The following is a 26,329-nucleotide window of genomic DNA, read 5'->3' on the forward strand; positions in this document are numbered from 1 at the left end:
GTTGCATGTGCCTTGATGGATAGACGCCAATTTCTTGAAACGGCGGGCATCGCCGCCGCGGCCGTTGCTGCACCGCTTGCTGCACATTCATCCGCCGCCGACCGGCTGATCGATGATGCGCAGCAGCGCAGCTTCCGCTTCTTCTGGGAGACGACCAATCCCAACACCGGCCTGGCGCCGGATCGCTGGCCGACGCCATCATTCGCCTCGATCGCGGCGGTCGGTTTTGCGCTGACCGCCTATCCGATCGGCGTGGAGCATGGCTGGGTCACCCGCGCAGCGGCGCGCGCGCGCACGCTGGCAACGCTGCGCTTCTTTGCCGAGGCGCCGCAGGGGCCCGAAGCCAGCGGCACGAGCGGGCACAAGGGCTTCTTCTATCATTTCCTCGACGCGAAGACCGGCCGGCGTTTTGGCCGCACCGAGCTCTCCACCATCGACACCGCCTTGCTGCTCGCGGGCATCCTGTTCGCGCAGAGCTGGTATGACAGCGACCACCCCCACGAGGTCGCTATCCGCGCGCTGGCGGAGCGGATCTACCGCGCGGTCGACTGGACCTTTGCGGTTCGCAAAGCGCCTTTCTTGTCGATGGGCTGGCACCCGGAAACCGGCTTCATTCGATCGGACTGGGACATCTACAACGAGGGCATGCTGCTCTACATCCTGGCGCTGGGATCGCCGACGCACGCCTTGCCCGAGGGCACGTGGCAGGCCTGGTCGGCCCGGTTCGAGCCGAGCTGGACGACGCGAGGCGGGCAGCCGCACCTGCATTTCGCGCCATTGTTCGGGCACCAATACAGCCATCTGTGGATCGATTTTCGCGGCATCCGCGACAGCTATATAGCCGCCAAGCAAATCGATTATTTCGAGAATAGTCGCCGCGCGACCTATGCGCAGCGCGCCTATGCGATCGAGAACAACGGCGGCTGGCGTGGCTACGACGCCGAATGCTGGGGGCTGACCGCGTGCGACGGCCCCGGTGACTTCACGCTGGCGACGGGCGGCCGCCAACGAGAGTTCTTCTCCTATTCCGCGCGTGGCCCCGGCGATCGCGACGACGGCACGCTCGCTCCGACCGCGGCGTTGGGATCGATCGCCTTCGCACCCGACATCGTCGTGCCGACGGTGGCCGCGATGCACCGGCGGTATGGACGCGGCATCTACCAGAAATACGGCTTTCTCGACTCGTTCAACCCGACGCTGACCGATCCCGCTACGCCGCTTAAGCACGGCAAGGTCGTGCCTGGGATCGGCTGGGTCGATGGCGATTATCTCGGCATCGATCAGGGACCGATCGTCGGGGGCATCGAGAATCATCGCTCCGGCATGATCTGGCGGACGATGCGGCGTAACCCGCATATCCGCCGCGGGTTGCAGCGTGCCGGCTTCACCGGCGGCTGGCTGGCATGATGCAGCTGGTCGTTGCGCTGGCAACGGCGTTGGTGACGCAGACGCCGGCGCAAGTGCCGGCATGGTCCGGCTCGGCGTCGGACGGCGTCACGTCGCACGTGGCGGCCAATGCTGGCGGGTTCCGGCTCGACTATGACTTCGCTGCAGTCTCCGGCTATGCCGTGGCGCGGCGCGAACTGCCCCGCGACTGGCCGGCCAACTTCGTGCTGCGGCTAAAGGTGCGCGGCAGCGGCGGCGTCAACGACCTGCAGATAAAGTTCACCGACGCCGCCGGCAAGAACGTGTGGTGGGTGCAGCGCCGCAACTTCCGGCCTTCGGCGGACTGGCAGACGATCGAGATCCGCCCCCGTGATGTCGCCTTCGCGTGGGGCCCGACCAGCGACAAGACGCTGCGCCAAAGCGCCGCGATGGAGATCGTGGTGGTGCGCGGCCGGGATGGGGGTGCGGGCCATCTCGAGGTCAGCGAGCCGGTCTTCATGGCCCTGCCCGCAACTCGGCCGCTACCCGCACCCCGCCTCAGCGACGCTCGCCCGCTGGACGCTCGGCGAACACTCGTCCGGCCGTTGACGATCGACTTTGGCGGAAGCCGCGAAATCGGCGGTCTGACCCTACGTTGGGGATCGCGTTTCCCCGCGCGCTATACCATCGAGGCGTCCGACGATGCCCGACAGTGGCGCACGATCCGTTCCGTCACGCACGGCGATGGCGGAGATGATCCACTTGCCCTGCCTAGCAGCGAGACACGTTTTCTCCGCCTGACCACCGCCGGCCGGCCCGATCTGGCCAGCATCGCGGTGATGCCGCCGGAATGGGGCGCCACCCCCAACGCGATGATCGCCGCGCTGGCCAAGACCGCACCGCGCGGCAGTTATCCACGCGGTTTCACCGAGCAATCCTATTGGACCTTGGTCGGGCGTGATGGTGGCGGCGTCTCCGGCCTGATCGGCGAGGATGGCGCGATCGAAGTGGCCAAAGGTGGCTTCTCGATCGAGCCGTTCGTCGTCGTCGATGGGCGTCGGTTCTCCTGGGCCGATGTGGCCGCGAAACAGTCGCTCCAGGACGGCTATCTGCCGATGCCAAAGGTGCGCTGGTACGGCGCCGGATGGACGCTCGACACCACCCTGACCGCCGACCAAGGGACGCCGCACCTGCTCGCGCGCTGGCGACTGACCAACACGGGCGACCGACCGCGCACCTTGCGGCTTGCGCTTGCGGTGCGGCCATTTCAGGTCAATCCGGCGGCGCAGTTCCTCAGCCAGCAAGGGGGCGTCAGCCCGATCTCGCGCATCGCCTGGAAAAGCGGACGCCTTGCGGTGACGACCCCGCCAGCGATCGCCGGCGATCCGGCGGTAACACGTATCCTGTTGCCGACGCGATCCCCGACGAGCGTCACCGCCCGGCCGTTCGATCAAGGCGCCCTCATACCCGGCGCCAGCGGGGCGAGCATCGTCGACGATCCTGCCCAACTTGCCTCGGCCACGCTCGACTGGGAAGCGACGCTCGCCCCAGGTGAAACGCTGGACGTGCCGATCACCATTGGCGGCGATCGATCGCTCGAGCTTCCAGCCTTCGAAACGGCCGAGCGTGATACGGCAGCCTATTGGCGGCGTATGCTGGGGACAGTGACGATCACCGCGCCACCTGCCAAGCAGGCGGTCGCCGACACGCTCAAGACCGCGCTCGCCCATATCCTGATGAGCCGTGAAGGACCGGCGCTGAAGCCCGGCACCCGTTCGTACGACCGCAGTTGGATCCGCGATGGGGCGATGATGGGGGATACGCTGCTCCGGCTCGGCCAGGCCGGCCCGGTGCGCGCCTTTGCCGATTGGTACGCCACCAAGCTGTTCGACAATGGCAAGGTGCCATGCTGCGTCGATGCGCGCGGCCCCGATCCCGTGCCGGAGAATGACAGCCAGGGCGAGTATATCCACCTCGTCACCCAGCTCTACCGCTATACCAGCGACCGTGCTGCGCTGGCGCGCGACTGGCAGGGGCTGGACGGCGCGCGGCGCTATATGGAGGGACAACGCCAATCGGAGCGGACCGACGCCAACCTTACTCCCGAGCGGCGCCACCTCTACGGTTTGATGCCGCCCTCGATCAGCCATGAGGGCTATTCATCGGAAGCACAGTACAGCCTGTGGGACGATTTCTGGGCGCTGACCGGCTACAAGGATGCGGCCTATGCGGCTGGCGTCCTCGACAAGCCGGAACGCAACATCATTGAAGCGCAACGCGACGAATTCGCGGCCGACATCCACGCGGCCATCGCCGCTGCCACGAAGCGCTTCAAGATCGACTTCATTCCGGGTGCCGCAAGCCTGGGGGACTTCGACGCTACCTCGACGACCATGGCGCTCGACCCCGCGGACGAAGTCACCAGGCTTGATCCTCGATTGCTCGCCAAGACCTTTGCCAAGCAATATGATCGCGTCATGGCACGTGGTTCAGCCGGCTCCTCCTGGGCCGACTACACACCATACGAATTGCGCAATGTCTCGGCTCTGGTTCGGCTCGGCCAGCGTGATCGCGCCAACGATCTGCTCGCCGCCTATATGGCGGATCGACGCCCGGCGGCGTGGAACGGCTGGGCGGAGGTGGTCGGCCGCGATCCGCGCGAGATCCGCTTCATCGGTGACATGCCGCACGCCTGGGTGGCATCGGACTTCATCCGCGCCGCGCTGGACATGTTCGCCTATGTTCGTGTCGGTGACGAGGCGATCGTGCTTGGCGGCGGGCTGGACGCTGCATGGCTAAAAGGGGCTGGCGCAAAGATCAGCGGATTACGCACGCCTTACGGCATCGTGGACGTCGCTTTTCGCAACGAACGCGGCGCACTGCGTGTCGATCTTTCGGGAGATGCGCGTCCACCCGGCGGATACGTTATCGAATGGCCCTTCCCCGGCAGGCCGGGAGCGGCCACAATCGACGGTCGGCGCTTACCGACTGCTCGGCAGTTGCACCTGCCGGCCGGCGTTCACCACCTTGACTGGCAGCCTCGGCGATGAACCTGGAAACCACCTGCGCTTTCGGAGGGGTATACGATGCGCGGGTGCCTGCGCGATGCCACTAAGGACCGGTGCATTAGGTCTGGCGAAGCCGTAATCACCGCACCGGTTTGCGCGTTACCGCCCCCGCCGATCGCGCGGACAAGCGCTACCGATGCCTGTAATCGCTGAGTATGAAGGCGAAGCGCTGCGCGCTGGGCATCCAAAGCGACTGTTTGCGCAACGACGACCTCGAGATAATCGGATGCGCCGTCGCGGTAGCGGATCAGCGCGAGATCGCCGGTGCGGCCGGCAGCGGCAGCGGCGGCGTCCTGTTCGCGTTCGGCATCGGCCAGGTGGTTAGCCGCGGCAAGGCCGTCCTCTACGTCGCGGAATGCTTCCAGAACGATGCGACGATAATCCGCTGCGGTCTCCTCGAAGATCGCGCGCGAACGCCGGATATCGGCGCTGCGGCGACCGCCGTCGAAGATCGGCGCGAGCAACGCCAAGGGCCCGAGCGCCCAGAAGCTGTTGGCAGCGGAGACGATGCTCCCGCTGGTACTCTGATAGCCGCCGGACAGGCCGAGCGTGAGCTGCGGGAACTGCGCCGCCTTGGCGACGCCGATGCGCTGGTTGGCGGCGGCGACGCGGCGTTCGGCGGCGGCGATGTCGGGGCGGCGCTGGAGCAACTCGGACGGGATGCCCGCCGACACCGCGAACGGCTGGATCGTCGGCGTCGCCGGGGCGAGCGTGAAGCTCGACGGCGTCTCGCCGACCAGCACCGCGAGTTCATGCTCGGTCGTGGCGCGGTCGAGCGCGATCGTCGCGAGCTGCGCCTTGGCGTCGGACAATTGGCTCTGCGCACGATTGGTGTCGAGCCCCGAGGCGATTCCGCCGCTGTGGCGGATATCGGTCAGCTCGAACGCGCGGGCGTAGGCGGCGATCGTCTGGCGCAGCAATTCGGCTTCGGCATCAAGCCCGCGCAGGCGGAAATAGCTGTCGGCGATGCTGGCGTGCAGGCTGAGCCGCGCCGAGGCAAGATCGGCGTCGCTCGCCGCCGCCTCGGCGCGACCGGCGCGTGCCTCGTCGCGCAGCCGGCCCCACAAATCGACTTCCCAATCGACCGACCCGCCGAGCGTGCGCGCGGTATAGGTCGCGCTGCTGCTGCCGAGCGGTCGGCCGGCGGAGAGGCGTTCGCGCGACAGTGACGGCCCGACCGACACTTCGGGCAGCCGTTCCGCGCCGGCGCGATCGGCCAGCGCGACCGCCTGGTCGTACCGCGCGACTGCCGCGGCGATCGTCGGGCTCGCGGCTTCGGCGCGCGATTCGAGCTCGCCCAGCACGGGATCGCCGAACCCCTGCCACCACGCGCCGCGCGGTTGCCCATCGAGCGGGGTGGCGGCAGTCCAGCCGGGGACTTCCTTGTACGCCGGCGCGCTCGGTGTGACCGGCACGTGATAGTCCGGCGCCATCGTGCAGGCCGAGACGGCCAGGATCGACACCGTCGGCGCCAGGCGCCGCAACGCACGGCGCATCAGCTGGCCGCCTTGGGCTGTGGTGCGGCCTTTTGCACGCGGACCCGATCGCCCTCGGCGATCGCATCGGGCGGCGTGTCGACGACGCGCTCGCGGCCAGTCAGGCCGGCGCCGATCTGCACCACCGCGCCTTCGTCGCGGCTGATCGTCACGGGGCGGATGTGCACGCGGTTCTGCGCGTCGACGATCGCCACCACCGTGCCGCTCTCGCGCACCATCACCGCGCTGGCGGGCAAGGTGATGCCGGTGGCAGCGGCGAGCGGGAAGCGGACCTGGGCATAGCCGCCGGGCTTGAGCGCGCCATCCTGATTGTCGGCATCGAGTTGGACGAGCACACTGCCCGAGGCCGGATCGACCGCGCCGGCCGAGCGCGTCAGAGTCGCGGTGAATTCGCGCCCGGGGAATTCGGGCACCGTAAGCTTGGCCTGCATGCCCGAATGGATCTGGCCAGAGCTGCCCTGCGGCACGCGCACGAAGATGCGCAGCCGGCGCATGTCCGACACCGTGAACAGCGGCTGCGACGCGGCATTGCCGGCGACGATCAGCGCGCCGATCTGCGCCGAGCGGCTGGTCACCACGCCGGCGAACGGCGCGGTGATGCGGGTGAAGCCCTTCAGCGCGCGCAGCCGGCGGACATTGGCCGATTGCGCGTTGGTCAGCGCGGTATTGGCGGCAAGCGCGCCGCGCTTCTCGTCCGCTTCCTGCTTCGACACGGCGTCGCGCGCGAGCAATGCGTCCCAGCGCACCGCGGTGGTGCGCGCCAGCGCCTGATTGGCGGCGGCGGTCTGGAAATCGGCCTGCGCCTGCGCCAGCTGTTGGTCGACTTCCGGCGCATCGATGATCGCCAGCGTCTGACCGGCGGCGACATGATCGCCGATATCGACCAGCCAGCGGCGGACATAGCCGTTGGCGCGGGCATAGACCGCGGCGCTGTTATAGGCCTGGATATTGCCGGGCAGCGTCAGCCCCTGCCCCGCGCCGCTGGTCGCCGGGGTGATGACGAGGACGGTGGGCAACGCATCCTCGCGCGCGACCGTCTCCAGCTTGTGGTCGGCGCTGACGCGCGCGCCGATGCCGACCGCGACCACGGCGAGCGCCACGACGCCGGCGCCGATGCCGATCGTGCGTAGCGAACGGGGTTGTTGATCAGACATGGGCGAGTTCCAGTTCCTTGGCCGTCAGTGCCTTAACGCCCTTGCGGTGCGCGAAGCTGAAGATGACGGGGACAAACATCAAAGTGGCGATCGTCGCGCAGAGCAGGCCGCCGATCACGGCGCGCCCGAGTGGCGCGTTCTGCTCGCCGCCTTCGCCGAGGCCCAGCGCCATCGGCAGCATGCCGATGATCATCGCCAGCGCGGTCATCAGCACCGGGCGGAAGCGGACCATCCCGGCCTCCAGGGCGGCCTCGTACGAATTGCCCAGCTCGGCGAGCCGTTCACGCGCAAAACTGACGACGAGGATCGAGTTGGCGGTGGCGACGCCCATGCACATGATCGCGCCGGTCAGCGCCGGCACCGACAAGGTCGTGCTGGTGACGAACAAGGTCCAGACGATCCCGGCGATTGCCGCGGGCAGCGCGGTGATGATCACGAACGGATCGAGCCAGCTCTGGAAGTTCACCACGATCAGCAGATAGATCAGCACGATCGCGCCAAGCAGGCCGAAGCCGAGGCCAGAGAAGGCGGTGTTCATCGTCGCGAACTGGCCGCGCAGCTCGACGGTGACGCCCTTGGGCTTGTCCTTGTCGAGCTTCTTGAGCACCGCTTCGATGTCGCCGGCGACCGCGCCCAGATCCCGGCCCTGCGGCGTGGCGTAGATATCGACCACCGGCTGGATGTTGTAATGGCTGACGACCGCGGCGGCATTCGAGCGGTCGATCGTCGCCAGCCCACCGAGCACCTGCGATGGGCCGCCGGCCGCCGCCGAAATCGGCACATTGGAAAGATCGCTGATCGAGCCGATCTGGTGCTCCGGCGTCTGTCCGACCACCGGGTATGACACGCCGTTTTCGGGATTGAGGAAGAACACTGGTGCGGTCTGCGAGGTGCCGGCCAGCGTCGTTGCGAGGCTGTTGGTCACGTCGCGTTCAGTGAGATTGTATTGCCCGATGCGCGAGCGATCGACGTTGACCGATAGCTGCGGGTACGAGGCCGATTGCTGGATGCGCGCATCGGCGAGCCCGCGGATCGCCTTCAACTCGCGCAGGATCCGAGCAGCATAAGCGGCATTGGCCTTGGCATCGCGCCCGCCGACCTGGATGTCGATCGGCGCCGGGGCACCGAAATTGAGGATCTGGCTGGTGATGTCGGCCGGCAGGAAGGCGAAGCTGTCGGCCGGGAAGGCGCGCGGCAGTTCGCGACGCAACAGAGCGACATGCTCTGCGGTCGGCGCATGTTCCTTACCGAGGGTGATCAGGATATCGCCATCCTGCGGGCCGATCGTGCCCGAATTGTTGTACACCGTGTTGATGCTGCTGACCGGCAGGCCGATATTGTCGGTGACCGACGTGATCTCTCCCTCGGGGAGCAGCGCCTTGATCTTGGCTTCGATCCGTTGGAATTCGGCCGACGTATTCTCGATCCGCGAGCCGACCGGCGCGCGTACATGCATCGCGATCTGGCCCGAATCGACCGAGGGGAAGAAATTGCGCCCGAGGAACGGGGTCAGCAGGAAGCTGAGCAACACGCTGACCATGAAGCCGATCGCGTACGGCTTGGGCGCTTTCAGCGCGCGCTCGAGCAGCCCGCCATAGCCGGTGCGGATCTTCTCGAAGCGATGCTCGAAGCCGCGCTGGAACTTGACCAGCGGGTTGCGGGAGGTCGGGCTGCCGGCTTCGTGCACGTCGCCGGCATGGGGCTTGAGCAGATACATCGCCATCGTCGGCACCAGTGTGCGCGACAGGATGAACGAGGCGATCATCGCGAAGATCACCGCCAGCGCCATCGGCACGAACAGGAAGCCGGCGACGCCGGGCAGGAAGAACATGGGCACGAACACGATGCAGATGCACAGCAGGGAGACGAACGCCGGGGTGACGATCTGCGCGGCACCGTCGAGGATCGAGGGGATCACGCCCTTGCCCTGTTCGAGGTGCCAGTTGATGTTCTCGATCGTCACCGTCGCATCGTCGACCAGAATGCCGACCGCCAGCGCCAGCCCCCCCAGCGTCATCGTGTTGAGCGTCTGGCCGAACGCGGCGAGCGCCGCGACCGCCGAGAGCACGGCAAGCGGGATCGACACCGCGATGATCACCGTCGAGCGCCACGAGCCGAGGAACAGCAGTATCATTAACGAGGTCAGGATCGCGGCAAGTGCCCCCTCCTTGACCACGCCCTCCACCGCCCCCTTCACGAACAGCGACTGGTCGCCGACCGGCAGCACCTTCAGGTTGGCCGGCAGCGTCTCCTGCAGCGCAGGCAGTTTGTCCTTGATCCCCTGCACGATCGCCAGTGTCGAGGTCGCACCATTCTTGAGCACGGTGAGCAGCGCCGACCGCGCACCATCGACATGCACGACATTGGTCTGCGGGCCGCTGCCGTCGCGGACATGCGCGACATCGTGCATGTAGATCGTCGCGCCGTTCACGACCTTGACCGGGATGTCGTTGAGCGCATCGATCGACGACGGCGCGTTGTTGAGCTTCACGCTATATTGCAGGCTACCGATCTTGACGAAGCCGGCCGGATTGATCTGGTTCTGCGCGGCAATCGCGTTCGCCACATCTTGGGCCGACAGGCCATTGGCGTTCAGCGCCTGCGGGTCGATATCGATCTGCACCTGGCGCTGGCGTCCGCCAGAGGGATAGGGGATCGCCGCACCGGCCACCGTCACCAGCGCCGGGCGGATCTGATTGACGCCGAGATCGAAGAATTGCTGCTCGCTCAGCCCCTTGCCCGACAGGGCCAGCTGCAGGATCGGCACGGTCGAGGCGCTGTAGTTGAGGATCAACGGCGGCGTCACGCCCGGCGGCATCTGGCGCAACACGGTCTGCGATACCGAGGTGACCTGCGCCGTCGCGGTGCGGATGTCGGCGCCGGGCTGGAAGTAGATCTTGACGATGCCGATGCCGGGCATCGATTGGCTCTCGATATGCTCGATATCGTTGACCGTCGTGGTCAGGATACGCTCGTATGGCGTAATGATCCGCCCGCTCATGTCTTCGGGCGGTAAGCCGCTGTAATTCCACGCGACCGCGATCACCGGCACCTTGATCTCGGGGAAGATATCGACCGGCGTGCGCAATGCCGCCATCGCCCCGACGATCAGGATCAACAGCGCCATGACGATGAAGGTCAGCGGGCGCTTCAGCGCGATTTTGACGATGCCGATCATCGGGTACTGCCTGCCGCGACTGAGTCTCTATCCATCGATGGTGCAATGCAGCAGTCATTTCCATGCGTCTAATACGCGTTGCGTGCCGATCGATATCGATTACGACTTGATCGCATGGAACTACGGCATCTTCGATATTTCATCCACGTTGCGGAGGAGCTGCATTTCGGGCGCGCGGCGGCGCGTCTTGGCATGTCGCAGCCGCCGCTGAGCCAACAAATCCGCCTGCTGGAGGACGAATTGGGCGTGGCCTTGCTCGAGCGGACCAGCCGACGCGTGACGCTGACGCCGGCCGGGCAACTCTTTTTGCTCGAAGCACAAAAGGCGGTGGCGCAGGTCGCGCGTGCAATTAGCGTGGCACGCAGCGCGGGGCTCGGCGAATTGGGTGAAGTCGTGGTCGGATTTGCCGCCTCGGTGCCGTTCACCGCCATGGTCGCGCAGGCACTGGCGGCGTTTCGCGAAAGCCATCCCCGGGTGCAGCTCAACCTGACGGAAATGTCCACCAAAGCCCAGCTGGATGCACTGTATGCCGGGACGATAGAACTCGGCTTCGTCCGCGATATCGACCCGCTCACGATGACCATGGCGTTCGACGCAAGCTTGCTGATGACCGAGCCGCTCGTCGTCGCCATGCCTGCGAACCACCCGCTGGTTGATGCCAGCGCCGACCCGACCACCGCCGACCTGCGCGACGCGGAATTCATTCTCTACCGCAATGACTTCGCTTCCGGGTTCAACAGCCTGTTCAAACAATTGTGCAGCCGCGCCGGCTACGTGCCGAAAGTTGTCCAGGAAGTAACCGGACCTTTCACGTTGCTCGGCCTGGTATCCGCCGGATTGGGCATCACGATCGTAACGCCGACGCTGGGCTCTCTTCACCCCGAAAACATCGTTTTCCGGCCGCTCAGCGATCCCGAAGCGTTCAGCCGTCTGTGGATGCTCCGCCGACAGGGCATCTCGACCGCCGCGCTCCACCTGAGCGAACTGGTTCTTGCTCGAAGGTAGAATGACGGCACCGCCCAGCGGCGCTTCCTTGTAGGTCTGACTGTAGGCGTTCGAGAATGAAGTGGTTGTAAACGTGGTCGTGGACGCTGGCGAACTTCTGCCGTTGCAGCACGTGCCCCCCCGACTGGCGGCTGTCCTAAGACGGTTCAACCTTCGATCCGACACGTACGCTCTGTACGCGCTTCATATCGGCTCGCCCTGCTCTTGAAAACCGAAGGCCGATCGTTCCTTGATGCCTGTCGATCGTCATGCCGCGCCCAATCGCCCAAGTTCATGAGACGAAGCTGGCCGGCGACGGAGCCTGGATCCCAACGGAGCGGCGCAACGTATGCACTAATGCTATTGCAAGTTATTCTCAACTAACCTAGCAGGACTGCACCGTCGGGAGCTGCAACGCAGACCCGCAGGACCAATCGGCCATGGGGGTTACGTTGAAGATCAGAACATCGCTTCTTCTCGCGTCTGCGATGAACGTGCTGGCTTTCCCAGCCGCCGCGCAGACCAGCGATGCGCCCGAGGGGCGCACCGAAGCGCAGCGCGAAGAGACAGCGCGAAGCGACGACATCGTCGTACGGGGCTCGTACACGCTGCCCGATCGGATCGACACTGCCACGGGTTTGGGTCTGACCATCCGGGAAACGCCGCAGTCGGTCAGCATCGTGACCTCGCAACGCATCCTGGATCAGAACCTGATCAGCGTCCGCGACGTGATCGAGAATGCCGTGGGCGTTGCCGTCAACGAGACCGACGACGTCCGAAACTCCTTCTTCGCCCGTGGCTTCGAAATCCAGAACACCCAGATCGACGGCGTTCCGACGGCGTGGGCGCTGGGCGGCGATCGCGGCGAGACCATCGCGGACGTGTCGATTTACGATCGGGTCGAGATCGTCCGCGGCGCAACGGGTCTACTGAGCGGCGCGGGTGATCCCTCGGCGTCGATCAACCTCGTCCGCAAGCACGCGGATCATGAGAACTGGGGCGGCTATTTGAATGCAGCTTATGGAAGTTGGGACACGTGGCGGGTATCCGGTGACGTCGGCGGCGCAATTACCGCTGACGGACGGCTCCGGGTCCGCGGCGTTGGTCGCTACGAGGAAGGCAACGCGTTCACCGACTTCTACAGCAGCAAGAAGCTTGTCCTCTACGGCACACTTGAGGCGGACGTGACGGACGACACGCTGCTGCGCGTCGGCTTCAGCCATCAGCGCAGCGTGCCCAAGGGCGCCTTCTGGGGCAGTCTGCCGACCTTCTACAGCGACGGCACGATTGCGAAGTGGGATCGCTCCAAGAGCACCGCGCAGCCCTGGACGACATGGACCACGGTCAATCAGAACTTCTTCGCGACGCTGGCGCATGACTTCGGTGGCGGCTGGAGCCTGACCGGCAACTACAACCGGATGCGCAACACGCAGTTCACCCAGATCCTGTATCTGTTCGGCAATGTCGACCGGAACACCGGGCTCGGCCTGGCTAGCAACCCCTACTCCGCCTACGGCGAGAGCATCCAGAACAGCTATGACGCGCAGCTCAAGGGCAAGCTCACCGTCCTCGGTCGAGACCACGAGCTGGTGCTTGGCTATCTGAACAGCGAGATCAATCGCCAGACCGAGACCTATGCTGCGCTGAACGAGCTGGAGCCGCTCGGCAACTTCCTGTTCCCCCCAGCCGGTGACTTCAACGACTGGAACGAGAACTCCTATCCGTTTCCGGGCTTTTCCGAGATCGGGACCATCAACGAACAGGAGCGAATCCGGCAGATTGGCTATTATGGTGCCCTGCGTGTCAACGTCGCGGACTGGCTGAAGGTGATCGGCGGCGGTCGCCTGGCTACCTACCGGCAGAATGGAGTAGCTTACGGGGTTGCCCGCAATTACGGCGACAAGAACGTTTTCATCCCGTACGTTGGGGCCTTGGCGGACATAACCCCGAACCACCGCCTCTATGCCAGCTACACGACGATCTTCCTTCCGCAGGATGCGCAGGACCGTAACTTCGTCCAGCTCGACCCTATCCAAGGCAAGGCCTACGAGATCGGTCTGAAGAGCGCGTTCTTCAACGAGGCGCTGCAGACCTCTGTGGCGTTGTTCCGGATCGAACAGGACAATCTGGCACAGATCGACGGCGCGCCGATCACCCGCCCCGGCACTGGGCTCCCGTTCCAGCCCTACAGGGCAGCGGATGGCGTGGTCAGTGAGGGCTTCGAGGTCGAAGCGACGGGCAGCCCGCTGCCGAACTGGAACATCAACGTGGGCTACAGCCAGTTCAAGGCGCGCGATGCCAGCCACGTCGATGCCAACACCGATCAGCCGCGGCGGCTGCTGAAGGCGTTCACAACCTACACTATGCCGGGCGTTCTCGGGGGACTGACCTTCGGTGGTGGCGCGAACTATCGCAGCTCCGCCTATTCCAACGGCACCATTTCCGGCACGACACCGTCCGTGCCGTTCCGCTTTGAGCAGCGCGGCTTCGTCATCGTCAATCTCATGGCCCGGCTGGGAGTGACCGACCGCATCAGCCTGCAGGCCAACGTCGAGAACCTGCTCGACAAGACGTACTACAGCCAGGTCGGCTCGTTCGGCCAGTACCGCTACGGCCAGCCACGCAACTTTACGATCGGCGCTAACTACCGGTTCTGATCAGGCTACCGGATTCCTCGGCGAACCCGTTGCAACAAAGGCCAACGGAATGGCAGGAAGCAGTCGCCTCTACCGCACCTTCAAAATGCGGTCCGGGCGGCCGCTTCCAAGATGACGCTGGTTCAAGTGCTGCTAAAGGCTCCGATCGCCATGCGCGTGCCCAAAGCGTACGAATGCAAAGTAAGGTGTCTGGGGCATTCAAGTTCGGCGGGAGTGGCGCTCCGCCATATAGCGTCCAGGCGGGGTGCCGAGGGTCTTGCGGAACATTGTGACGAAGCTCGGCACGCTTTCATAGCCGAGGTCCGCTGCGACCTGCTGGATCGAGGCACCTCCGGCAAGCCACTTCACCGAGAGGATCACGCTAAACTGCTGGCGCCAGCGCCCGAAGCTCATGCCGGTCTCCCGCCGCACCAGCCGCTCCAGCGTCCGTGTGCTCAGGGCAGCCTTGTCGGCCCAAACCTCCAGCGTTCCACGGTCGGCGGGCGCCGCCATCATTTGATCGATGATCCGGCGAAGACGGGGATCCGTCGGCATCGGCAGGTGCAGATCCTCGGCCTTGGCAACTGCCAGTTCATCGAGCAGCACCGTCATCAGCCGTGAGTTCGCACCGCCCTCCTCATAGAGGAGTGGCAGATTGGCAGAGCGGATCAGGAGTTCCCGCAGCAACGGCGTCACCGATACCGTGCTACAGGTCGCTGGAAGGCTAACGCCTGCAGCGGGGTCAACAAAGGCGCCATAGCCCTCCAGCGCGCCCGTCACCTTCATAGCATGGACCGCGCCGCCCGGTATCCAGATCGCGCTGCGGGGTGGAACGATCCACATGCCACCCGCTACTTCGCAGCTCAGTGCGCCGCGCTGGACGAGCAGAAGCTGACTCTTGGCATGATGGTGCGGGTCCAGTTCGAAGTCGCCAAAGGTATCGGACGCGAAGCCGTACGTGACGACCGAACGCGGCACATCGTCGGGCTCGACCCAGTCAGTCTCGTCCGAGAGATCGTTCAGGAGCGGCACAGACCGGTCCTGCGCTTAGTGGCGGATTCGGATAACAATCTGTCCAGCCTTCGGAATGACGGCAGGTTGCGCATTCCATATCTGCTCGCATCGTACCGGTCCAGTATGATCGGCTTCACAGAGAGGGCATTATGAATACCTTGAACAGCGGCCACGTCGCCCAGCTACTGACGCAACTTCACCGCGATGCAGAGGTCGCCGACGGCCCATTCATCCAGAAGATGATGGCCAGCCTGGAAGCATCGGGCAGTACGATCGAGCAAGCCGCGGCGCAGCTGATTGCCGACGAGCGCGCCGACTATCCCAAGGTATATCGCGAACATGCCGAGCACTACCTGTCCGTAACGCCCAACTATGGCCGCTTCCTCTACGCGGTAGCACGCGCCTGCAAGGCGACGCGGATCGTGGAGTTCGGCACCTCGATGGGCGTCTCCACCATCTATCTCGCCGCTGCGTTGCGCGACAACGGTGGTGGCCTACTCATCGGATCCGAGCTGGAGCCAGCCAAGGCGGCGCGGGCACGCGCGCATCTCGAAGCGGCTGGCCTTGCCGATCTGGTAGACATTCGCGTGGGGGATGCACTCGAAACGCTCAAGGATGTCAGCGGAGAGATCGACCTGGCATTGATCGACGGCGCATGGTCCCTCTACCTGTCGGTGCTCAAGCTGATCGAGCCGCGATTGCGACCTGGCGCGGTCATCCTCGCCGAGAACGCGTTTGCGGAAGAGTATCTTGAGTATGTCCGCAATCCGGCGAACGGCTATATCGCGCAGACGCTCGCGATCGACGAAGGCCGCGGCAACGAATTCGCCGTGAGAACCCTATGACGGTTCCTGTAGGATCGTATCCCAGCGCCACGAAAGTACCCGACCGGCTCAGCAAGGCGCTGCTGGGTCTGTTCATGAAGCGCGCGACCGTTGCGGCCATCGAGGATGTTGCCGATCGCTTTCGGAGGGATCAATGCGGCCGAGCAATACCGTCATCAACGCGCGCTCCGCGTAGGAGGCATTGCCACGGAGATCGCTACGATAGACGCTGTCGTGTGCCGCCGCGTCGATGAACCGACTGCCCCAGACATCCGCCTGGGCAAGCACCGCGTCCACCTGCGGGCTGGCATCGGATACGAGCAGCGATGGGAAGGGCAGCCGCATCCGCGGGCTGCTGGCGGGCACGCCGGGCGGTGGCGATGCGATGATCGCGGACGGCAGGTGCAACACCGCGCCGGCGATCGGGGCGGTATAGGAAGCCGGCGACAATTGTGCCCAGTGCGCGAACGCCAGACAGCAGGCGCCATGCGCAACGACGACGATCGGCCCGGTGGCGCCGCGCACGGCATCGTCGATCTGCATCGCCCAAAAGGCATTCGGCCGTTCGGCATGGAAGACCAGTGACAGCGCGCGAACGTGCTCGATACGATAGTGCAGCTGTTGAGATTTGCGTGCGCCATCCGCGTCGCTCGACAGCAACAGCGCCGTGCCCATTTGGGTCAATTCGGCATCAGGCTTCATGACGTCCCTCCACACGTGGCAGGCGACTCCGCGCGATCATCAGGCGCGCTTGATGAGGCTAATCGGAAGCCCGGCCGGCGCAATCGGCGTTGCGCCAGACCGCCATCGCGGTGCGCCGTAGCGAAGCCGAGCCGCCGTTTCGTTAGCGCAGCGCGAAGCCGATGCCGTGCAGCACGTCGCGCAACACATGACGGCCTGCCATCGACTCGGGGCCTCGGGTGCGCTCCAGCGCCTGGTCGCTCCAGTCTCGTTCGGGCAGGCCTTGCTCGCGCTGAAAGGCACGCAGCGCCGCGTCATAGTCCGGCGTCCCGGCGCCTTGCTCCTCGGCCGGGGAGTAGCGTTCGTGGAACAGCACCGCCGATTGCGGCAGGCGCGGCTTAACCGCCGCGGGGCGCGCCGGATCGGGTCGGCCGACGACTAGGCCGAACAGGGCGAAGACCCGTGGCGGCAGGCCGAGTTCCGCCGCCACCTCGGCCGGCCTGTTGCGGATACCGCCGATGTAGACCGCGCCGAGCCCCAGCGACTCCAATGCGACGACGGCATTCTGCGCCGCGAGTGACGCATCGACGCTGCCCAGCACGAAGCTTTCGAGATAGTCCAATGCCGCCGGTGGCGTGCCGCGGGCCGCGCCAATCTGGATCAAGCGGTGGAAATCGATCAGCCAGACCAACAGCAGGGGCGCCTCGACGATATGCTTCTGGTCGCCGGCCAGCGCAGCCAGCCGGGCCTTGCGCACCGGATCCTGCACCGCGACGACGCTCCATGGCTGCAGATTGGACGATGTCGGCGCAGATTGTGCAGCGGCGATCAGCGTCTCGATCGTGCCGGGCGCAAGCGGATCGGGCAGGTAGGCGCGGACGGAGCGGTGATCGAGCAAGGTACGCAGGGTCGCATTATCGCCCACCGGCGTGGGCGCGTCGGGGCGTCGATAACGCTGGCGGAGCGCCTGATCGGCGCTCATGCGTGCACGACCTCGCGATGGTCCTGCGGCGCATCGCGGCGGGCGAGGCCGTTCGGCGGACGCTGCAGGCCAAGATTGTCACGCAGCGTTCGCCCCTCATATTCCTCACGGAACAGGCCGCGGCGTTGCAGGATCGGCACCACCTGATCGACGAAGTCGGTGAGCCCGGTCGGGAGGATCGGCGGCATGATGTTGAAGCCGTCCGCCGCGCCCTGTTCAAACCAGGTCTGGATCACGTCGGCGATCTGTTCGGGCGTGCCGACGCTGGTCAGGTGGCCGCGCGCTGTCGAGACCTGGCGGTAGAGCTGGCGCAGCGTGGGCCGTTCGCGCTCGACCAGATCGGAGACGAGCTTGAGGCGGCTCTTGCTGCCGTTGGTGTCGCTGGGCAGCGGTGGGGCGATGTCGTCAAGATCGTAGCCCGTGAGGTCGAAGCCCTGATAATGGCGGCGCAAGATGCCCAAGGCGATCGCGGGATGGACCAGCGACTGCAGTTCCTCGTAATTGGCGTTGGCCTCGGCCTCGCTGCCGCCGAGCACGGGGAAGATGCCGGGCATGACGAGCAATTGTTCGGGACGCCGGCCGTAGCGCGTGAGCCGCGCCTTTACGTCGGCGTAGAATTCTTGCGCATCGGCCAGGATCAGGTTGGCGGTGAAGATCACTTCGGCGGTACGCGCGGCAAGTTCGCGGCCCGGCTCCGACGCGCCGGCCTGGACGATCACCGGATAGCCCTGGGGCGGGCGGGCGATGTTGAGGGGGCCACGCACCTGGAAATGCTCGCCCTCGTGAGCCAGAAGATGGAATTTATCGATGTCGAGATACACGCCCGCATCGCGATCCCGCACGAAGGCGTCGTCTTCGTAACTGTCCCACAGGCCTTTCACGACATCGATATACTCCTCGGCGCGCTCGTAGCGTTTCGAATGTTCGAGGTGCGCAGGCTGGCTGAAATTGGCCGAGACGTCGGCACCGGTGGTGACGACGTTCCACGCCGCACGGCCGCCCGAGATCCAGTCGAGCGAAGCGAACTTGCGCGCCGTCGTGTACGGATCCTCGTAGGTGGTGGTCGACGTGGCGACGAAGCCGATCCGCGAGGTCACCTGCGACAAAGCGGACCACAAAGTGATCGGCTCGAAATGCGCCGCCTTGGCGTTCTGGCGGAAGGTCGCCTCGTCGGTAAAGTCGGCATAGCCGCCGGGGCTGTCGGCGACGAACACGAGATCGAACTTGCCGCGCTCAGCGGTCTGCACGATCTGCTTGTAATGATCGAGATTGTGCCCGGCATCGGCCTGCGTCTCCGGGTGCAGCCAGGCCGAGACGTGATGCCCGGTCGCCTGGAGGAAAGCGCCGAGGCGCAGCGTGCGGTCTTGGGTCATGCGGTGATCCTTTGCCGGTGGGAATATTGCGTGAGGCCGTCCGTCTCGACGCCGAGCAGGGCGAGCAGTTCGTGCTGCAACTGCGCGAAGCGGTCGCGGCGGGCCGGGCCGTCGAGCGGCAGCGCGACCTTGATATCCGCGACGATATGGCCGGCATCGAGCACCACGACACGATCGGCGAGCTCGATCGCCTCATCGACATCGTGCGTGACGAGCAGCACCGCGGGGTTGTGCGTGGACGAGAGGCGGCGGAGCAGGACGTGCATCCGGATGCGGGTCAGCGCATCGAGCGCGCCGAACGGTTCGTCGGCGAGCAGCAATTCGGGCCGGCGCACCAGCGAGCGGGCAAGCGCGACGCGCTGTTGCTCGCCGCCGGAAAGTTCGTAGGGCCAGGAACGCTCGCGCCCGGTCAGTTCGACTTCGGCCAGCGCCTCCAGGCCACGCTTGCGCGCATCCTTGCCCTCGAGCCCCAGGATCACGTTATCCAGCACGCGCTTCCACGGCAGCAGCCGCGCATCCTGGAACACCACCGACAAGCGATCGGGCACAACGATCTCGCCCGATCCCTCCGCCTCGTGATCGAGATCGGCGAGCGCGCGGAGCAAGGTACTCTTGCCCGAACCGCTGCGCCCGAGCAACGCGACGAATTCGCCGCGCGCGATGTCGAGATCGACGCCGTCGAGCACGCCCTTCTGCGTGAAGCGGCGCACCAGGCCGCGGATGCGGACGACGCTCATGCCCCGAGCGTCCGACGCCAGGTAAGCGCGCGCCGCTGGATCACGCGCACGACGGCATCCGAGCCGAGCCCGAGCAGGGCATAGACGACGAGCCCGACCAGCATGACGTCGGTCTGCGCATAATTGCGCGCCAGCGTGATCATGTAACCGATGCCGCTGGTCGCATTGAGCTGTTCGACCACCACCAATGCGAGCCACGCTGCGGTCACGCCGAAGCGTAAGCCCAGCAACATGCCGGGCAGCGCCCCGGGCAGCACGACGTGGCGGATGAAGGCGAGCCGCCCGAGCCCCAACGTCTCGGCCAATTCGACCTGCTTGAGATCGATCGCACGCAGGGCGCTGTGCGTATGGATATAGATCGGCGCGAACACAGTGACCGCGATGACGGTGATCTTCATCGCCTCGCCGACGCCGAACCACAGGATCATGAACGGAATCAGCGCCAGTACCGGGATGCCGCGCTTCAGTTGCACCAGCCCGTCGATGACATAGCCGCCGAGCAGGCTGAGCCCCGAGATCAAGGCGAGCAGCACCCCGGCGGTGGCGCCGAACGCCAGCCCCTGCGCCGCGCGCCACGCCGATACTGCGAGATTCTGCTGCAGGCGCCCGTCGCTGATCAACTCGTAGCCGGCGGTGATCGCGGTCCATGGCGCGGGCAGGATGCGCGTGTCGAGGAAGCCGGTGATCGAGAAGACCGACCAATAGAGCAGCAGCAGCAGCGGCCCGAGTAGCCAACCCCAGGCGAGCGGCGTCTTCAACCCGAGCCGGCGGGTGCCGCGGCGATCGGTCAGGTCGCTCGGCAGCGCGTCGACCGCGACCGGCACCGACTGCAGCGACGTTATATTGGCAAAAGGGGCGTTCATCACGGCTCCTGTGTTCCGGCGATCTGGGCGGCGAAGCCATTTGCGGCGATGGTTTCGAAACGGCGGTCGAAGATCGTCGCCGCGTCGAAGCGCGGCTTGCCCATTTCGGGCGCGAGCAGGTCGATCGCCGCCTGCTGGTACGCAATCGGCTGGTCCCAGCTGCGGCTGATCTGCGTCTCGCCCGCCGCGGCGACGATCAGCTTCGCATCGGCCAGCGGCAGGCCCTGATGCTCGACGTAATAGCCGCGCGCGAGTTCGTCCGGGTGGGTCTGCTGCCAGGCCTGCGCGCGGCCCCACCAATAAGCGAACTGCTTGAGCGCCGCCGCCTTGGCGGGGTCGCGCAGCACCTCGACCGGCACGTAAGCGAGCACGGCATCGTCGCGGAAATCGGGATGGGCGAGGATCTTGGCACCGTCCTGCGCGAACTTGCGCAGATAGCGTTCGGCGACGATCCCGCCGCCGACCGGCGCGACATCGACGAGATTGCTGGCCAGCGCACTGGTATAGACGTCGCCGCCGATGCTCGACGGCAGCTCGACCAAGGTAACGTCGCTTTTACGAAGCCCAAGCGCCTTCAGCGTCTGCAATACGATCTGGCCCTGCACCTGGCTGGGGCTGAACGCGATGCGCTTGCCGCGCAGGTCGGCGAGCGTGCGGATCCCGGCCTTGGGCGCGATGGCGAGCACGAAGGCGGGATGGTTGAGCGGATCGCGCCGTTGGCGGAAAGCAATGATCTTGACCGGAATGCCGACCCAGGTGGCGTGCAGCGGCGGCACGTTGGCGCCGAGCCCCAAATCCAGCGCATGCGCGTGGAACGCCTCGGTCACGTCCGGGCCGCCGGTGATCTGCGCCCATTTAAGGGTGAAGGGCAGCTTCGCCCCCCAGCCGAGATGTTCGAACACCCATTGCGTCACCGGGTCGCCGACCACCAGCACCGTGCCCTTGGGCACGGTGTCGGGCAGCGGCGCGGTCTCCGCCAGCCCTGCGCCGGCAGCGAGCGCCGGGCGGCGGTTGGGCGCGAACACGAACAGCAAGGCGATGGTGACCGCGACGAACGCGGCCAGGCCGATAAAGCCCCACGGTTTGGAGCGATGTCGGGACCGGGCCGCGCGCGCCATCAGCCGAGCACGTTGAAGAGGTCGCCTTCCAGCGGCTGCGAGACGAAGCCGTCGGGTCCGCGCGTCAGATCGCCGGCGACGGTGATGCGGCGCACGGAGCGCGGCAGATCGAAATGCGCATAATCGATCGGCCCGGCATGCGCGACGGCCTGGTTGTCCCACACCACCAGCGACTTGGGCTTCCAGTGGAATCGCACCTGATATTCCGGCCGGGTCGCCTCGTAGAACAGCAGGTCGAGCAGTGCCTTGCTCTCCGGCTCCTTCAGCCCGACGATATGGCTGATCGTGCCGGGATTGAGGAACAGCAGCTTCTCGCCCGTCTCGGGGTGGACGCGGACCAGCGGGTGGAGCGACACGAACGGCCCGGTCGAGCGCCCGTCGCGGCGCGGCTTGGTATTGGCGTTGTCGTAGGCGCTGGTCCGGTGCACCGCCTGCAGCCCGTCGATTAGGCCGCGGATCGGCGCCGACAGTCCTTCGTATGCGGCGATCAGATTGGCGAACAACGTGTCCCCACCGAATGGCGGGATCTCGACGCCGTGCAGGATCGAATAGCGGTTGGGGTTGGCGACGAACGTGATGTCGATATGCCAGCCCTTGTAATCGCGTGGCGGCTCGCGGCCCGGCGGGGCGGCATCGGTGCGGTTGCGGCGCGCGCGATATTCCTCGACGCTGCGTTCCCAGATCTCGGGATGGTCTTCGAGGCCCTCGGAGATCGGGTGCGCCGGGGTGAGCGGCCCGAACGCGCGGCCGAACGCCTTCAGCTGATCGTTGCTGATATCCTGATCGCGGAAGAACACGACGCGCCAGTCGTGCAGCGCCTTCTGGATATCCGCGGCGACTTCCGGGCCGATCGGCTGGCGCAGGTCGACGCCGCTGATTTCGGCGCCGATCGTCGGGGTGACGGGCTCGACCTTGATGTGATCGTAGCTGAAGCGGTCGGCAGTATTGCTGCGTAGTGCAGTGACGGTGCTCATGAGATTCTCCTTGCTCGGATGGGTCAGGCGGCGACGGGTTCGGGCGGCACCAGCTTCAGCGCCTCGCTCGGGTAGCGCGCGCCGGTGGTGGCGCCGCGTGGGAACGCCGCTTCCAGCGCGACGAGCGATTCCGCATCGAGCACCAGATCGTTCGCGGCCCAATTGGCTTCGAGATGTTCGATGTGCCGCGTGCCCGGGATCGGCACGACATTCTTGGACAGCACCCAGGCCAGGCTGACCTGCGCGACGCTTGCGCCGACGCGCTTGGCGACCTGCTCGATCGTCGCGCGGCGCTGGCTATTGGCAGCGACCGCCTCGGGCAGGAAGCGCGGATGGATCAGGCGGCGGTCGTTCGGATCGGTCACTTCCGCGCCGGCAAGGAAGCCGCGACCGAGCGGGCTATAGGCGACGAAGCCGATGCCCAGCTCGCGCACCGTCGGCAGGATCTCGACCTCCACGTCGCGCGTCCATAGCGAGTATTCGCTCTGCAGCGCGGTCAGCGGATAGGTGGCGTGTGCGCGGCGGATGCCGTCGGCCGTCGCTTCGGATACGCCGACCGCGCCGATCTTGCCCGCTTCCACGAGCCGGCCGAGTTCGCCGATCGACTCCTCGATCGCGATCAGCGGATCGACGCGGTGGAGATAATAGAGATCGATCCGCTCGACGCCGAGCCGCTTGAGGCTGGCGTCGACGGCGGCGCGCGGCTGCACTGGCGCGACTTCCGCACCGCCGCCATTCGGCCGGTGAACGAACTTGCTGGCAATGACCAGTTCGTCACGCCGGGCGCGGATCGCTTCGCCCAGCAGCCGCTCGTTATGTCCCTCGCCATAGCCGGTCGCGGTATCGAACAGCGTGACACCCAGGTCGATCGCGCGGTGGATCGTGGCGATCGACGCGGCATCGTCGGCCTGGCCATAGGTGTTGGAGAGACCCATTGCGCCGAAGCCTAGGCGGCTGACGCTGAGAGTTCCGAGATCGGGCATTGGCATCTCCTGAGACGCGGCCACTCACGGGCCTAGCGACGCAAGGGTGCGCTCGCCGAACCGATTGGGGAACGTAGAAAAGCTTTAAGCCGGCACAGAATCCATAGCGTTCTAGTAGGAGATCAGCGAAGCCCGGTTGCCGGGGGGCGGATCCTGGGCTGCGGGGACGCCGGCAACGCGACTGGCCTGTAAATTGCTAGTGATATCAGCAGGCAAGATCATCGTCGTGCCGCCGATGCGTTCGCCAGCGCGGCTGCCGCAAGTAGATTTTCTATCGCCCCGCCGCCGCATGCTACTTGTATAATCCGATTGACTTAGTGGGAATTCGCGCGAACCCTGATGGGGTCGATCCATGGTCGTGGGCGTGGGAGGCGAAGCCCTCCAGCGCGCCTCCGGCCACGGCGTGGTTCAGGGAATTCGGGATAAAGAAATGGCGTCAAGTTCTCGTCGTGCATTGTTACTATCGTCGGTCGCCTTGCTGCTGCTGACGGTCCGGCCGGCTCATGCCGAGCCGGATCGGGCTGAGACTGCGGCCCCCGACATGGCCGTTGACGAACCAACGCCAGCCGATGTCGGTGGGGATGTCGTCGTCACCGCGCGGCGCCAGGCCGAGCGCGCACAGGACGTGCCGATCGCCCTGTCGGTGCTGACTGGCGCCTCGCTCGAGCGCACGGGTGGCTACACGCTGACCGACGTGCAGTTCCAGACGCCCAGCCTCACCGCCTTCAATTCCAATCCGCGCAACAGCTCGATCGGAATTCGCGGCATCGGCGTGTCCACCGCGTCCGATGGCCTCGATACATCGGTCGGCGTGTATATCGACAACGTCTATCTCGGACGACCGGGCATGGCACTGTCCGACCTGATCGACGTCGATCGGGTGGAAGTGCTGCGCGGCCCGCAGGGCACGTTGTTCGGGCGGAACAATTCGGCGGGCGTGCTGAACATCACGACGCGCAAGCCCGAATTCACCTTTGGCGGCACGGCCGAGCTGTCGCTGGGCAATTACGGCTACAACCAGGAACGCATCAGCGTGACCGGCCCGGTGATCGACGGGTTGCTCGCCTTCCGTGCAACCGGGTTCAATACGCATCGGAACGGCGTGCTCGACAATATCAAGACCGGGGTGGATGCCAACAGCGTCGGGCGCAGCGGTGGCCGCATCCAGTTGTTGGCGACGCCGTCGCCCAATCTCACGCTACGCCTGTCGGCGGATTATTCGCAGGAGGACGATACGTGCTGCGTCAGCGCGACCAAGCTGGTGCTGCCCGCCACGCTGAGCGCGACCACCGGCCGCACGCTGCAGGCTCTGGCGGCACTCGGCTATGTGCCCAAGCGCAGCCTCGACTACACACAGAACAATTCGCTACAGAACATGAAGACCGACCAGAAAGGCGTGTCGCTGCAGGCCGACTGGGATCTGGGCTTCGCCACGCTGACCTCGATCTCGGCCTGGCGCTACTGGCATTTCAGCCCGCTGCAGGACAGTGACGGCACGCCGCTCGACGTCATCCAGGTCAATGTCGCGCAGACCAAGGACGATCAATATTCACAGGAATTCCGGCTGGCATCGAACGCCGGACGGTTCAGCTGGCAGGCCGGCGCGTACCTGTTCCATCAGCGGCTGACGGATCATTTCATCCTCAACCAGTTCGGCACCGACGCGAGCGCCTTCTACACCACCTATACGCGGCTCGCCAATCCGGCGGCGGCGGCGATCGTGATCGCGCCGGGCTCGCAATATCTCGATGATGTCGAGACGACGGTTGATAGCATCGCCGCGTTCGGCCAAGCCAATTACGCGGTGACCGACCGGCTGACGCTGACCGGCGGCCTGCGCTATACGCGCGACAAACGCTCGGGCGTATCCGACACCTCGACCGTTGGCACGCCCTATGCGGCGACGTCGATCCCGTTCCACTACGATGTGAAGGTGAAAGACGACAATCTCTCCTACCTTGCCAGCATCTCGTACAAGCTGGCTGACGACGTGCTGGCCTATGCCTCCTATTCGACCGGCTACAAGGGGTCAGGGCTGAACCTCAACGCGGCGGTTTCGGCCGGCACGCCGCTGGTGCTGGCGCCCGAGAAGGTAAAGAATTGGGAGCTGGGGCTGAAGAGCCAGTTGCTCGACCGGCGCGTGACGCTGAACCTCAGCGCGTTCTCGACCGATCTGTCCGGGCTACAGGCCAATATCGTGCCGACCAATGGCAACCGCTCCTATCTCGCCAATGTCGGCGACGTGCGCTCGCGTGGGGTGGAGTTTGACGCTCTGGTGCGGCTGAACGACACGCTGACGATCAGCGGCAACGGCTCGTACAACGATGCGACCTACAAACGCTACGCCAATGCACCATGCCCGGTGGGGGTGAGCGGCGTATGCGATCTGACCGGTCGGCCGCTGTTCCAGGCGCCGAAATGGGTCGGAAACGGCACGATCGACTATCATGTCGATTTGCCGAACGGCACGCGTCCCTATGCGCTGGCACAAATCAGCTACCGCTCGAGCACCTTCGGCACCGCCGACGCCGGCCCGTACAGTCGCATCGACGGCTATGTGCTGGCCAATCTCCGCGTCGGCGCAGCCTTTGCTAAGGGCCGCTACGACCTATCGGCCTGGATCAGCAATGTTTTCGACAAGGAGTATTTCCAGAACCTGACAACCACCGCGATCGTCGGCACCTCACCATTCGCCTATGCCGGACAGCTCGGCACCCCGCGCACGGCTGGTGCCACGCTGCGGGTCGTGTTCTAAGAGCTGCATCGAGACCGTTGCAATCGCGGTCCACAGCGAAGTGCTCGACTGTGGTCGCGTAAAGAATAAGAAAGGGCGATCTTACCCGATCGGTGAGGCTCGGCATCGTGATCGTTGTTCGAACAAATTGGACGGCGGTCGATC

The 26,329-nt window shown here is 65.5% G+C and carries 18 protein-coding genes; 6 read left to right on the plus strand and 12 right to left on the minus strand.

Annotated features, from left to right (window positions below; genetic code table 11):
- Positions 1-12: 12 nt before the first annotated feature.
- Positions 13-1,407, plus strand: a complete 1,395-nt coding sequence (locus tag NV382_RS08095; protein ID WP_260599995.1) for a glucoamylase family protein — start codon at positions 13-15, stop codon at positions 1,405-1,407.
- Positions 1,404-4,415 carry a discoidin domain-containing protein gene (locus NV382_RS08100; RefSeq protein ID WP_260599996.1) on the plus strand — a complete coding sequence of 1,004 codons (3,012 nt, stop codon included), beginning with the start codon at positions 1,404-1,406 and terminating at the stop codon, positions 4,413-4,415. Before NV382_RS08095 ends, NV382_RS08100 begins: the two co-directional genes overlap by 4 nt.
- Here the strand turns inward: NV382_RS08100 and NV382_RS08105 are convergent.
- From NV382_RS08105 to NV382_RS08115, 3 genes are read right to left on the minus strand one after another with little or no spacing between them, the layout of a single operon-like run.
- Entirely contained in the window at positions 4,385-5,929 is a 1,545-nt protein-coding gene (locus tag NV382_RS08105; protein WP_260599997.1) for an efflux transporter outer membrane subunit, read from the minus strand. The two genes, NV382_RS08100 and NV382_RS08105, sit on opposite strands and share 31 nt — an antisense overlap.
- Positions 5,929-7,083, minus strand: coding sequence for an efflux RND transporter periplasmic adaptor subunit (locus NV382_RS08110; protein ID WP_260599998.1), 1,155 nt, complete (start codon positions 7,081-7,083; stop codon positions 5,929-5,931). The genes NV382_RS08105 and NV382_RS08110 overlap by 1 nt, the downstream gene beginning before the upstream one ends.
- On the minus strand, positions 7,076-10,261 hold the full coding sequence (locus NV382_RS08115; protein WP_260599999.1) for an efflux RND transporter permease subunit: 3,186 nt from the start codon (positions 10,259-10,261) through the stop codon (positions 7,076-7,078). The genes NV382_RS08110 and NV382_RS08115 overlap by 8 nt, the downstream gene beginning before the upstream one ends.
- Before the next feature lie 114 nt (positions 10,262-10,375).
- Here NV382_RS08115 and NV382_RS08120 point away from each other — a divergent pair, with 114 nt between their 5' ends.
- Both NV382_RS08120 and NV382_RS08125 read left to right on the plus strand, forming a co-directional pair.
- The gene (locus NV382_RS08120; protein ID WP_260600351.1) at positions 10,376-11,266 is read left to right on the plus strand and encodes a LysR substrate-binding domain-containing protein; all 891 of its coding nucleotides are present in this window, start codon (positions 10,376-10,378) and stop codon (positions 11,264-11,266) included.
- Between the two features lie 467 nt (positions 11,267-11,733).
- A complete protein-coding gene (locus NV382_RS08125; protein WP_260600000.1) occupies positions 11,734-13,902 on the plus strand; it encodes a TonB-dependent siderophore receptor in 2,169 nt (722 codons plus the stop codon).
- Between the two features lie 198 nt (positions 13,903-14,100).
- Here the strand turns inward: NV382_RS08125 and NV382_RS08130 are convergent, their stop codons facing one another.
- On the minus strand, positions 14,101-14,913 hold the full coding sequence (locus NV382_RS08130; protein WP_260600001.1) for an AraC family transcriptional regulator: 813 nt from the start codon (positions 14,911-14,913) through the stop codon (positions 14,101-14,103).
- Positions 14,914-15,044: 131 nt separating this feature from the next.
- On the opposite strand from NV382_RS08130, the gene NV382_RS08135 reads away from it, so the two are divergent.
- A complete protein-coding gene (locus NV382_RS08135; RefSeq protein ID WP_260600002.1) occupies positions 15,045-15,740 on the plus strand; it encodes an O-methyltransferase in 696 nt (231 codons plus the stop codon).
- A gap of 72 nt (positions 15,741-15,812) precedes the next feature.
- Here the strand turns inward: NV382_RS08135 and NV382_RS08140 are convergent, their stop codons facing one another.
- The 8 genes from NV382_RS08140 to NV382_RS08175 all read right to left on the minus strand — a co-directional run bounded on the left by NV382_RS08140 (position 15,813) and on the right by NV382_RS08175 (position 23,430).
- Positions 15,813-16,421 (minus strand): alpha/beta hydrolase, encoded by a 609-nt coding sequence (locus NV382_RS08140; RefSeq protein WP_260600003.1) that lies wholly within the window; start codon positions 16,419-16,421, stop codon positions 15,813-15,815.
- Between the two features lie 142 nt (positions 16,422-16,563).
- Positions 16,564-17,382 (minus strand): NADPH-dependent oxidoreductase, encoded by an 819-nt coding sequence (locus NV382_RS08145; protein ID WP_260600004.1) that lies wholly within the window; start codon positions 17,380-17,382, stop codon positions 16,564-16,566.
- Positions 17,379-18,755 (minus strand): LLM class flavin-dependent oxidoreductase, encoded by a 1,377-nt coding sequence (locus NV382_RS08150; RefSeq protein WP_260600005.1) that lies wholly within the window; start codon positions 18,753-18,755, stop codon positions 17,379-17,381. Before NV382_RS08150 ends, NV382_RS08145 begins: the two co-directional genes overlap by 4 nt.
- The gene (locus tag NV382_RS08155) at positions 18,752-19,492 is read right to left on the minus strand and encodes an ABC transporter ATP-binding protein (protein ID WP_260600006.1); all 741 of its coding nucleotides are present in this window, start codon (positions 19,490-19,492) and stop codon (positions 18,752-18,754) included. Before NV382_RS08155 ends, NV382_RS08150 begins: the two co-directional genes overlap by 4 nt.
- The gene (locus NV382_RS08160) at positions 19,489-20,355 is read right to left on the minus strand and encodes an ABC transporter permease (protein ID WP_260600007.1); all 867 of its coding nucleotides are present in this window, start codon (positions 20,353-20,355) and stop codon (positions 19,489-19,491) included. Before NV382_RS08160 ends, NV382_RS08155 begins: the two co-directional genes overlap by 4 nt.
- Entirely contained in the window at positions 20,355-21,473 is a 1,119-nt protein-coding gene (locus NV382_RS08165; protein WP_260600008.1) for an ABC transporter substrate-binding protein, read from the minus strand. The genes NV382_RS08160 and NV382_RS08165 overlap by 1 nt, the downstream gene beginning before the upstream one ends.
- Positions 21,473-22,447 carry a TauD/TfdA dioxygenase family protein gene (locus NV382_RS08170; RefSeq protein WP_260600009.1) on the minus strand — a complete coding sequence of 325 codons (975 nt, stop codon included), beginning with the start codon at positions 22,445-22,447 and terminating at the stop codon, positions 21,473-21,475. The genes NV382_RS08165 and NV382_RS08170 overlap by 1 nt, the downstream gene beginning before the upstream one ends.
- Positions 22,448-22,470: 23 nt before the next feature.
- Positions 22,471-23,430, minus strand: a complete 960-nt coding sequence (locus tag NV382_RS08175) for an aldo/keto reductase (protein WP_260600010.1) — start codon at positions 23,428-23,430, stop codon at positions 22,471-22,473.
- A gap of 430 nt (positions 23,431-23,860) precedes the next feature.
- On the opposite strand from NV382_RS08175, the gene NV382_RS08180 reads away from it, so the two are divergent.
- Positions 23,861-26,185: a TonB-dependent receptor gene (locus NV382_RS08180; protein ID WP_260600011.1), complete on the plus strand. Its 2,325-nt coding sequence runs from the start codon at positions 23,861-23,863 to the stop codon at positions 26,183-26,185.
- Positions 26,186-26,329 lie beyond the last annotated feature (144 nt).

This window comes from Sphingomonas endolithica (genome assembly GCF_025231525.1).
GTDB lineage: Bacteria > Pseudomonadota > Alphaproteobacteria > Sphingomonadales > Sphingomonadaceae > Sphingomonas > Sphingomonas endolithica.

Excerpts from the sequence above, each read along its gene's own strand:
- NV382_RS08135 (WP_260600002.1), top strand. The coding sequence starts at position 15,045 with ATGAATACCTTGAACAGCGGCCACGTCGCCCAGCTACTGACGCAACTT.
- NV382_RS08180 (WP_260600011.1), top strand. The coding sequence starts at position 23,861 with ATGGCGTCAAGTTCTCGTCGTGCATTGTTACTATCGTCGGTCGCCTTG.
- NV382_RS08110 (WP_260599998.1), bottom strand. The coding sequence starts at position 7,083 with ATGTCTGATCAACAACCCCGTTCGCTACGCACGATCGGCATCGGCGCC.
- NV382_RS08125 (WP_260600000.1), top strand. The coding sequence starts at position 11,734 with ATGAACGTGCTGGCTTTCCCAGCCGCCGCGCAGACCAGCGATGCGCCC.
- NV382_RS08155 (WP_260600006.1), bottom strand. The coding sequence starts at position 19,492 with ATGAGCGTCGTCCGCATCCGCGGCCTGGTGCGCCGCTTCACGCAGAAG.
- NV382_RS08140 (WP_260600003.1), bottom strand. The coding sequence starts at position 16,421 with ATGAAGCCTGATGCCGAATTGACCCAAATGGGCACGGCGCTGTTGCTG.
- NV382_RS08145 (WP_260600004.1), bottom strand. The coding sequence starts at position 17,382 with ATGAGCGCCGATCAGGCGCTCCGCCAGCGTTATCGACGCCCCGACGCG.
- NV382_RS08120 (WP_260600351.1), top strand. The coding sequence starts at position 10,376 with ATGGAACTACGGCATCTTCGATATTTCATCCACGTTGCGGAGGAGCTG.
- NV382_RS08175 (WP_260600010.1), bottom strand. The coding sequence starts at position 23,430 with ATGCCCGATCTCGGAACTCTCAGCGTCAGCCGCCTAGGCTTCGGCGCA.
- NV382_RS08100 (WP_260599996.1), top strand. The coding sequence starts at position 1,404 with ATGATGCAGCTGGTCGTTGCGCTGGCAACGGCGTTGGTGACGCAGACG.
- NV382_RS08105 (WP_260599997.1), bottom strand. The coding sequence starts at position 5,929 with ATGCGCCGTGCGTTGCGGCGCCTGGCGCCGACGGTGTCGATCCTGGCC.
- NV382_RS08165 (WP_260600008.1), bottom strand. The coding sequence starts at position 21,473 with ATGGCGCGCGCGGCCCGGTCCCGACATCGCTCCAAACCGTGGGGCTTT.
- NV382_RS08150 (WP_260600005.1), bottom strand. The coding sequence starts at position 18,755 with ATGACCCAAGACCGCACGCTGCGCCTCGGCGCTTTCCTCCAGGCGACC.
- NV382_RS08115 (WP_260599999.1), bottom strand. The coding sequence starts at position 10,261 with ATGATCGGCATCGTCAAAATCGCGCTGAAGCGCCCGCTGACCTTCATC.
- NV382_RS08160 (WP_260600007.1), bottom strand. The coding sequence starts at position 20,355 with ATGAACGCCCCTTTTGCCAATATAACGTCGCTGCAGTCGGTGCCGGTC.
- NV382_RS08170 (WP_260600009.1), bottom strand. The coding sequence starts at position 22,447 with ATGAGCACCGTCACTGCACTACGCAGCAATACTGCCGACCGCTTCAGC.